This is a genomic window from Streptomyces sp. NPDC046465 (genome assembly GCF_040646035.1).
In the GTDB taxonomy this organism is placed as follows: Bacteria; Actinomycetota; Actinomycetes; order Streptomycetales; family Streptomycetaceae; genus Streptomyces.
The window spans coordinates 19,636-28,126 of record NZ_JBEYZK010000046.1 but is presented as its reverse complement, the minus strand read 5'-3'; the positions used below and the strand labels follow the sequence as shown (position 1 = coordinate 28,126).

7 protein-coding genes are annotated in these 8,491 nt (G+C 72.9%); 1 reads left to right on the top strand and 6 read right to left on the bottom strand.

All coding sequences use genetic code 11. The features are described 5' to 3' along the window. Positions 1-82: 82 nt before the first annotated feature. From ABZ953_RS38100 to ABZ953_RS38075, 6 genes are read right to left on the bottom strand one after another with little or no spacing between them, the layout of a single operon-like run. A complete protein-coding gene (locus ABZ953_RS38100; protein WP_361733899.1) occupies positions 83-1,099 on the bottom strand; it encodes an LLM class flavin-dependent oxidoreductase in 1,017 nt (338 codons plus the stop codon). Positions 1,100-1,122: 23 nt separating this feature from the next. Further along, complete coding sequence (locus ABZ953_RS38095) at positions 1,123-2,034, bottom strand: hypothetical protein (protein WP_361733897.1); 912 nt, start codon at positions 2,032-2,034, stop codon at positions 1,123-1,125. Further along, entirely contained in the window at positions 2,027-3,697 is a 1,671-nt protein-coding gene (locus ABZ953_RS38090; protein ID WP_361733895.1) for an ABC transporter ATP-binding protein, read from the bottom strand. Before ABZ953_RS38090 ends, ABZ953_RS38095 begins: the two co-directional genes overlap by 8 nt. Then, a complete protein-coding gene (locus tag ABZ953_RS38085) occupies positions 3,694-4,545 on the bottom strand; it encodes an ABC transporter permease (RefSeq protein WP_361733893.1) in 852 nt (283 codons plus the stop codon). Before ABZ953_RS38085 ends, ABZ953_RS38090 begins: the two co-directional genes overlap by 4 nt. Then, positions 4,542-5,498 carry an ABC transporter permease gene (locus tag ABZ953_RS38080; protein ID WP_361733891.1) on the bottom strand — a complete coding sequence of 319 codons (957 nt, stop codon included), beginning with the start codon at positions 5,496-5,498 and terminating at the stop codon, positions 4,542-4,544. Before ABZ953_RS38080 ends, ABZ953_RS38085 begins: the two co-directional genes overlap by 4 nt. Next, the gene (locus ABZ953_RS38075) at positions 5,480-7,138 is read right to left on the bottom strand and encodes an ABC transporter substrate-binding protein (RefSeq protein ID WP_361733890.1); all 1,659 of its coding nucleotides are present in this window, start codon (positions 7,136-7,138) and stop codon (positions 5,480-5,482) included. Before ABZ953_RS38075 ends, ABZ953_RS38080 begins: the two co-directional genes overlap by 19 nt. A 218-nt stretch (positions 7,139-7,356) precedes the next feature. Between ABZ953_RS38075 and ABZ953_RS38070 the strand changes: the two genes are divergently transcribed. Next, on the top strand, positions 7,357-8,427 hold the full coding sequence (locus ABZ953_RS38070; protein WP_361733888.1) for a 3-dehydroquinate synthase family protein: 1,071 nt from the start codon (positions 7,357-7,359) through the stop codon (positions 8,425-8,427). Positions 8,428-8,491: the final 64 nt, after the last annotated feature.

Here is an 8,491-nt window from a genome sequence, read left to right as displayed (position 1 = left end):
CAGCACCGCCGTGACCGCGCAGACCACGACCGCCGCGCTCAGCGCGGGCCGCAGACGTCTGGTGGTGCTACCAGCCGCACCCTCACACGAACAGCTCGCGCACCCGCTCCAGGGAGCGCAGCTTCTCCTTCGGGTCGGTCACGTTGTTGGTGATCATCAGCTCGTCGGGGGCGGTCTCCCCGATCAGCGCGCCCAATCGGCGCCGCACCGACTCGGGCCCTCCCACGGCCTGTTCGGCGAGGAGTTCGGCCGCGTACTCCCGCTCCTTGTCCGGCCAGTCGAGCGCCGCCGCGTCCTCGGGGCTCGGCAGGGGTTCCGCCCGCACGAGTCCGTCGACCTGCAGCGCCGAGGCCACGGCGGGCGCGGCGAGGTGGTGGGCGTGCGCGTCGTCCTCGCCGCACACGGTGTGGACGGTGAGCAGCGCGTGCGGAGTGGCGAGCAGCACGGAGGGGCGGAACGCGGCGCGGTACGCCAGCAGCGCCTCTTCAGCGCCGCGGGCCCCGAAGAAGTGCTGGGCGAAGGCGTAGGGCAGCCCCCGCTCTCCCGCCATGACCGCGCTGGAGACGCTGGATCCGAGCAGCCAGACCTCGGGCGGCGCGGGCGGCGCGGGCAGGGCCGTGATGCCCCGGTAGGGGTGGCTTTCGGGGAAACTGCCGGTCACGAAGGAGAGGAGGTCGCCGAGCTCGTCGGCGTACGCCTCGGCGGGCAACCGGCGCAGGGCGCTCGCGACCGCCGCATCGGTGCCCGGTGCCCGGCCGATCCCCAGATCGACCCGGCCGGCGAAGAGCGTGCCGAGCGTGCCGAAGGCCTCGGCCACCACCAGCGGCGCGTGGTTGGGCAGCATCACGCCGCCGGAGCCGATCCGGATCCGCTCGGTCACCGCACCGATGGCGGCGAGCAGCACGGCGGGCGAGGAACTGGCGACGCCCGGGGCATTGTGGTGCTCGGCCACCCAGAACCGCTTGAAGTGCAACTCTTCGGCGCGGCGCGCCAGTTCCCGTACGGTCGCGAGGGACCGGGCGGCCGGACGGCCGCGCTCGACCTGCGCGATGTCGAGGACGGACAGGGGGATCGGCGGGAGTGCTGGGGATCCGGTCATCGAAACGGCACCTTTCTGTATGGTCATCGCAGGGCGCCCGTCTCGGCCGCCTGCGCCAACTGACCTGCCTCGGCCCGCAGTTCAGCGACACGGAGCCCGTGCTCCGCCACCTCCGCGGCGGTGAGGTCGGCGCTTCGCCGGTGCAGCGCGCCGGCGTCCCGCGAAAGCACGTCGGCCCGCCGCTCGGCGGCGGACAGCTCCCGTTCGGTCCGCGGATGTCCGGGGCCCTGCCCGAGCAGGCCGCGGACCCGGCCGAGAGCCGCCTCGGCCAGTACGAGGTCGAGGGCCGGCGCGACGAACGCGTTGTAGGCACGCGGCCTGAACGTCTTGTCGACGTAGCCGAGCGCTCCCGTCCACGGGATGTCGGCGTCGCGGACAGTGACCGTGCCGTCCTCGTCGTGCTCGAAGGCGAGTCCGACGTGGGTCGACATGGCGAGCGAGCTGATCGGGGAGCCGTCCGGCAGCCGCCCCTCCAGCACGGTGATGTCGCTGACACCGGACGCGGTGCTCGGGGTGATCCGCCCGTCGAAGACGATGTCGTCGCCCCGGTCGCGGATCGTCAGGGTCCCCGCGCGGATGTCGCGGGCGCCGCCGAAGAACCACTGGGCGCGGGTGGCCACCTCCTCGATGTGGTCCCGCTTCTCCTCGGTGGCGATGAAGGTGGACAGTTTCATCAACACGTAATGACGGGCGAGGAGTTCACCCAGCTCGGCATCGGCCGCGGAGATGATCCGCACCACGCGGTCCGCGACGGGCCACTCCTGCGCGGCCCCGCCGTTCTCGGCCGGGCCGAGCAGTGTCACCAGGCCCGCCTTCTTGAGCAGGCCGACTTCGCGCAGCGGCGGCGCTCCGCCGTCGCGCGCCCCCAGGGCGTTCGCCACCGCGTGGGCGCGCTCGGTCCAGTCGCCGTGCCTGGTCAGGTCGCCGTCAGTCATGCACACTCCGTCGTTGTCGGTCGGCCCGGGGCGGCGACGGGTGCGAGTCCTGCCGGGCACCACGGGCCGTCGCGCCCGGCAGATCGGGGACCGCGTCGACCAGTGCCCGGGTGTATTCATGTCGGGGGTGGTCGAAGACTTCGTGGGTCGGGCCCTCCTCGACGGCCTGGCCGTCGCGCATCACGAGCACCCGGTCGCTGATCTCCTGCACCACGGCCAGGTCATGGGTGATGAACACCAGGGCCACACCGGTCTCCCGCCGCAGCCGGCCGAGCAGTTCGAGCACCTGGGCCTGCACGGTGACGTCCAGCGCCGAGACGGGCTCGTCGCAGACCAGTACCTCGGGGCGCGGGGCGAGCGCGCGGGCGATGGCGACGCGCTGGCGCTGTCCGCCCGACAGCTGGTGCGGCCCGCGCCTCAGGTACCCGGCGTCCAGGCCCACCTGTTCCAGGAGCTCGACGGTCCGGGTGGCCCGCAGGGAGCGCTCCGTGCCGGTCAGCGCCTCGCCGATGATCCGGCCCACGGTGTACCGCGGATCGAAGGCGGCGGACGGGTCCTGGTGGACCAGTTGCACCCGGTGCCGCAGCGGCCTGCGGGCCCGCTCCGGGAGCGCCGACCACGGCTGCCCGCCGAGGGTCACCTCTCCCGCGTCGGGGGCGGCCAGGCCGAGCAGGACGCGGGCCAGGGTGCTCTTGCCGGAGCCGGACTCCCCCACCACGCCGAGGCTTTCGCCCGCGTGCAGGGCGAGCGAGACGCCGTCGAGCGCGCGGCGCGCCGGGCCGCGCCGTCCGGTCGGCGCGTACGTTTTCACCAACCCCTCGCCCCGGAGCAGCAGTTGTCCGGGGTCGGCGACGCTCCGGCGGCGGCCGGTGGGCACCGATTGGATGAGGGTCTTGGTGTAGGGGTGCGCGGGCGCCCGGAGCAGCTCCCGCGTGAGGCCCTGCTCGACGACCTCGCCGTCGCGCATGACCAGGATGCGGTCGGCGAGCTGGGCGACGGCCGCGAGGTCGTGGCTGATCAGCAGCAGTCCCCGGCCTTCGCTGCGAATCCGTGCGAGCAGACGCAGGATCTGGGCCTGTACCACGGCGTCCAGCGCGGTGGTGGGTTCGTCGGCGATCAGCAGCCGGGGTCCGGCGGCGAGCGCCGAGGCGATCAGCGCGCGTTGGCGCAGGCCGCCGGAGAGCTGGTGGGGGTACTGGGTGCGGCGCGCGGCGGGCTCGGGCACCCCGGCCTCGGTGAGCAGTTCCACGACGCGCGCGGTGACGTCCTTGGCGGTCGCCTTGCCGTGCAGGGCGACGCCCTCCGCTATCTCGGCGCCGACGGTGCGCAGCGGGTCGAGGGAGACCATGGCGTCCTGGAGGATCATGCCGACCTGACGGCCGCGCACGGTGCGCCAGCGCCGCGCGCCGAATCCGGTGGCGTCCACGCCCTCGTGTGCGAGCCGGTCGGCCGTGACCCTGGCACCGCGTCCCGCGAGGCCGATGAGGGCGCGCGCGGTGACGCTCTTGCCGGAGCCGGACTCCCCGATCAGGGCGACGCATTCACCGGGGGCCACGGACAGGGAGAGGCCTCGGACGACCGGGCGGGCGGACCGTGCGAAGGAGACGGAGAGGTTGTCCACCTGGACCAGGTTCACGGCGTCCTTGACGCCCGCGCCGCTCATCGCACCGCCGAGGACTGCAGGCCGCGGCCGACGAGCGTGCCCGCGACGACGACGGCCGAGATGACCAGGCCGGGGGCGACCGAGATCCACCAGGCGGTCTGCAGGAATTCCTTGCCGTCGGCGACCATGGAGCCCCAGTCGGCCTGCGGGGGCTGCGGGCCGAGGCCGAGCAGGCTGAGGCCGGCCCCCGTGGCGATCGCCGCGCCTGCCCCGATGGAGGCGAGCACCACGAGGGAGCCTCCCACGTTGGGCAGCACATGGCGCAGCAGGTAGCGCCGGGGCGGGACGCCGAGGACCTTCGCGGCCTCGACGTACTCCGATGCGAGCACGAGCCGGGCCTGGCCGCGCACCATCCGGGCGTAGCCGGGGATTCCGGCGAGGCCGATGGCGATGGCCACGTTGAGGGTGCCGCCGCCGATCACGGCGACGACGAGCAGTGCGAGCAGAATCTCGGGGAAGGCCATCAGCACGTCGACCGCGCGCATCAGGACCGCGTCGACGCGGGCTCCGCCGGCCGCGGAGACCAGGCCGAGCAGGGCGCCTCCGCCGACGCCGATCGCGGTCGCGGCGGCCGAGACGGACAGGGAGACCCGGGCGCCGTGCACGATCCGTGCGTAGACGTCCCTGCCGAGCTGGTCCGTACCGAGGAGGTGGTTCGCGTCCGGTGCCTGGAACGTCTGGGTGACGTGCGTGGCGTTGGGGTCCTGGCCGGTGAACAGGCCGGGTACCGCGATGACCAGGACGAGCAGGACCAGTACGGCCGAGCCGCCGAGGACCACTGCCCGGCGTTCGACGCCGCGCCGCCGTCCGGTCCGGGTCACGGAGACCAGTTCGGACGCGGTACTCATGGGGTCACCTCTCTCAGCCGGGCGTCGATGACCGGGTGGAGCAGGTCGACGACGATGTTGATGACGACGAACGCGACGGCGGAGAGCAGCACGAGGGCCGTGACCACCGGCAGGTCGCGGGAGTCCACAGCCCGTACGAGAACCCGGCCGAGCCCCGGTCTGGCGAAGATGTTCTCGATGAGGACGGCGCCGCCGAACAGTCCGCCGAGCAGGAATCCGGAGAGCGTGCTCACCGGCAGCAGGGCGTGGCGCAGGGTGTGCCGCAGCAGCAGCCGCGTCTCGCCGAGTCCGCGGGCCCTGGCGGTGAGGGCGAACGGCCTGGCATCGGCCTGTTCCAGTTCCTGGCGGATCACCTGGGCGAGGACTCCGGCGAGCGGCAGGGCGAGCGCCAGCGTCGGCAGAACGAGCGCGGCGGCCCCGTCGGCGCCCGCGGCGGGGAAGAAGGGGTGGTGAAAGGAGAAGACGGTCAACAGCACGATGCCGAGCCAGAACGACGGCACGGACACCACGAGCAGCTCCACCGCGGACGCGATCGTACGGCCGGTGCGGCCGCGTCCCGCGGTGACGACGGCCGCGAGTACCGCCAGGAGCAAAGCCGTCACCAGCGCGCACAGCGCGAGCTGCACGGTCGGCATGACTTGTCCGGAGAGCAAATCGCCTACGGGCTGGTTGAGTTGGTAGGACCTGCCGAGGTCTCCGCTGAGCAGGTCGCCCATGCTGTGCGCGTACTGGACGGGCAGCGGGTCGTCGAGGCCGCTGTCGGCGAGGATCTGGTGGCGCAGCTCCGGGGTGACCGGGGTGCCGGGGCCCAGGAGCGCGGCGACGGTGTCGCCGGGGACGAGGTGCACCGCGAAGAACGTCAGGGTGGCCGCGCCCCATACGACGACAGCGCCCGAGACGAGCCGCTGGAGCACGAAGCGCACGACGCCGCCGGTCACCGTGCGCTCACCCACGCGTCGTAGAGGTCGGGTCCCGCGTACCCGTCGAAGGCGAGGTCGTGGAGCCGGCCGCGTACCGCGGTGTCGCGGGAGCCCACATAGGTGGGGATGGCGTAGGCCTGGTCGATGACGTGGGCCTGGACCTTGCTGTACAGCGCGGTGAGTTCGGCCGGGTCGGTGGCCGCCTGGGCGCGGTCGAGCCAGGCGTCGAGCCGGGCGTCGCGGACCCGGGCGCCGTTCATGCCGCCCGCCCCGAACTGCCGCTTGGAGTGGTACAGGCTGTGCAGCAGCGCCGGGTCGGGGCTCTCCCACCCGAAGGCGAAGACGTCGTAGTCGCCCGTGGCGGTGCGGTCCATGCTGCTGGCCGAGTCGAGGGGAGTCAGCTTGAGTTCCACGCCGACTTTCCTGAGCGCGTCCTGGATCCCGATGGTGACGATCTGGTTGTCGCCGGTCAGGACGCTCTGGACGTACGGGAACTCGGCGGTGCACCGGTGGCCGTCCTTGGTGCGGTAGCCGTCGTCGTCCCTGCCGGTGTACCCGGCGGCGTCGAGCAGCCGCTCGGCGCGCGCCCGGTCGTAGCCCCACCGCTCGCCCACCGACTTGTCGTAGGCGAACGTGGACGGCGTCAGGAGCGAGCCCGAGCGCTCGTACTCGCCCTGGAAGACGCCCTTGACGAGCCCGGCCAGATCGAGCGCGGCCTGCACGCCCCGGCGCAGATCGAGGTTGTCGAACGGGGCCCGCGAGGTGTTGAGGTAGAAGGTGTACGGCGTGCCCGGCGTGGGGGTGCGCAGCAGTTTCAGGCCGGGCGTGGACCGTACGGACGCCAGGCGCGAGGCGGGGATCTGCTCGGCCGCGTCGACCTGCCCGGAGGTGACCGCGCCGACCCGGGAGGCGTTCTCCGAGAGGATGTTGACGACGATCCGCTCGAACCGGGCGGCGCCGGTGTGCCGGGCGCCCTCGGGCGCCCAGCGGTAGTCGGGTCTTCGCACGAAGGTGGCCCGCTGGCCCGAGGTGTGCGAGGCGAAGCGGAAGGGGCCGGTGGTCACGGTGTACCGGCCGCCCGCTCCCAGGTCGGCGGCGTGCTCGGCGAGCGCCTTGGGCGAGTGGAAGCCGAGGAAGGTCGAGGCGGCCGCGCGCAGCAGCGAGGAGTAGGCCTGCTTCAGGTGTACGACGGCCGTCAGCTCCCCTGCCACTTCGGTGCGTTGGTAAGGACCGAGGAGTCCTGCGGCGGACTTCGAGACGGTCTCGGGCGCGACGACGTGGTCGAAGTTCGCCTTCACCGCCGCGGCGTCGAACCTGGTCCCGTCGGTGAAGGTCACTCCCGGGCGCAGCTGGAAGGTGTACCTGCGCCCGTCGCGGGAGACCTTCCAGGAGGTGGCCAGCCAGGGCGCGTACGTGCCGTCCGGGCGCAGCGACACCAGCGAGTCGAACACGGGGCGCAGCAGGCGGGCCGTGGCGCCGGTGGAGGCCTGGTGCGGATCCCAGCTGTCGGGTTCGCTGGGGGCCGCGTAGGTGAGGGTCCCGTCGTCCTGCGGGCGGGAACCGGGGGCGTCGACGTCGGCCACGGTGGTCGAACACGCGGCCAGTCCGGTGGAGCCGAGGACGGCGGCGGTGGTGGCCGCCGACAGTTTCAGAAGTCCGCGCCGGGATTGCATGCCTCTCCTCACTGTCCCACTGCACGCTCGGCACCGAGTCTGCGGACCAGGCATCCGAAAGCACCCCCTGATCAGCCCCCTATCCCCGCCCTCACTTTCCCCCACCACCCGTGCTGCCGCCGGTGGCCCGGGGCGGCGGGGCCGCGCGAGGTTACGCTCCGGCCGAGTCGACGGGCCGGGCAACCACCGGCCTCCGCTGGCAAGTTGAGGAGTGCGAAGTGACCAGTACTGTGAACGGGCGGGCCGATGTGGACAGTTCTTCGTGGCTGACCATCGACGTCGCCCTCGCGGAGCGCGGCTACCCGGTACGGATCGGCGCGGGGGTGCGGCACACGCTGCCCGAGGTCGTCTCGGACATCGGGGCGCGCCGGGTGGCGGTGGTGTCGGCAAGGCCCGCCGCGTGGACTCCGGACCCGGGCGTTCCGCACCTGCGGATCGACGCGCGGGACGGCGAGCAGAACAAGACGCTGGCCTGGGTGGAGGAACTGTGCGCCCGTTTCGCCGAGTTCGGCCTGACGCGCTCGGACGCGGTGGTCTCCTGTGGGGGCGGTACGACGACGGACGCGGTGGGACTGGCCGCCGCGCTGTATCACCGCGGGGTGCCGGTGGTACATCTGCCCACGTCGCTGCTGGCGCAGGTGGATGCGAGCGTCGGCGGCAAGACCGCGGTGAACCTTCCCCAGGGCAAGAACCTGGTGGGCGCGTACTGGCAGCCGCGGGCCGTGCTGTGCGACACGGACTACCTGACGACCCTGCCGGAGCGCGAGCGCGTCAACGGCTATGGGGAGATAGCCCGTTGCCACTTCATCGGCGCAGGAGATCTGCGCGACCTTCCGGTCGCGGAGCAGATCGCGGCGAGTGTGGCGCGCAAGGCCGAGGTCGTCAGCCTCGACGAGCGGGACACCGGCCTGCGTCATCTGCTCAACTACGGCCACACCCTGGGCCACGCGCTTGAGCTCGCCACGGATTTCGCCCTGCGGCACGGAGAGGCGGTCGCGATCGGCACGGTCTTCGCGGGCCGGCTCGCCGGAGCCCTGAGCCGGATCGGGCCGGACCGGGTCGCCGAGCACCTGGAGGTGGTACGCCACTACGGGCTGCCCACCGAACTGCCCGCGGGGGTGGACACGGCCCGGCTGATCGCGCTGGCCCGCCTGGACAAGAAGGCCACCGGCGGACTGGCCTTCGTCCTGGACGGCCCGAGGGGCGCCGAGCTGGTCAGGGACATCCCATCGGAGCAGGTCGCCGCGGCCCTTGACGCGATGCCGCGCACCACGGGGACGGCCCTGTGAGCGCGCTCGGTCACCCCGCCCACCACGGCCCGCACATGCTGAATCATCAACTTGGTCTGTACCG